The following is a 550-nucleotide window of genomic DNA, read 5'->3' as shown; positions in this document are numbered from 1 at the left end:
TTTAATTATTTGGCACCCTTTGGTGGTTACAAACAATCCGGTAACGGGCGCGAGTTTGGCGATGAAGGTCTGCACGAATTTATGGAAACCAAAGCGCTGCAACTTTGAGTTATCGTTCAACTTTCAGGGCGCTCAGGCGCCCCTTTTCATATAAAACGATACCATAGCGTTAAACTGGCACACTAGAACCAACTGAGATTAGTTTTTCTTTGTCTTAATAAGTAACAGGAATTATTTCAACCAACATCTGCACAAAACAGCCTAAAAAACCACCGTCTCCATTCGAAATTACACATATAGTTAAATGGAGGACTTTAAAACACTTTTTAGTCGTCTAAATTAACATATCGTCGTCTAAATCTTTTTGTTTTTGTGAATGACGAGCACAGCTCTAAGAAATTCACTTTCTTTAGAGCTAAAACTGTTAGTAGAACTTGATTTTCTAGAACTGATTCACACATTATCTCGGCTAGGGTTATACTCCGCCCTTGCACAGAATTGCACTACGGAGATAATGAGCTTCGTTCTACATGTAGTACAAGAGCACTAA

At 38.7% G+C, this 550-nt stretch carries 1 protein-coding gene; it reads left to right on the top strand.

Features of this window, described 5'->3' with window-relative positions; all coding sequences use genetic code 11:
* Positions 1 to 9: 9 nt before the first annotated feature.
* Entirely contained in the window at positions 10 to 108 is a 99-nt protein-coding gene (locus ACFQEU_RS17800; protein ID WP_379784321.1) for an aldehyde dehydrogenase family protein, read from the top strand.
* Positions 109 to 550: the final 442 nt, after the last annotated feature.

It is taken from the genome of Halorubrum tibetense (assembly GCF_042661865.1).
Classification (GTDB): Archaea; Halobacteriota; Halobacteria; order Halobacteriales; family Haloferacaceae; genus Halorubrum; species Halorubrum tibetense.
This window is presented reverse-complemented; position numbering and strand designations above follow the sequence as displayed.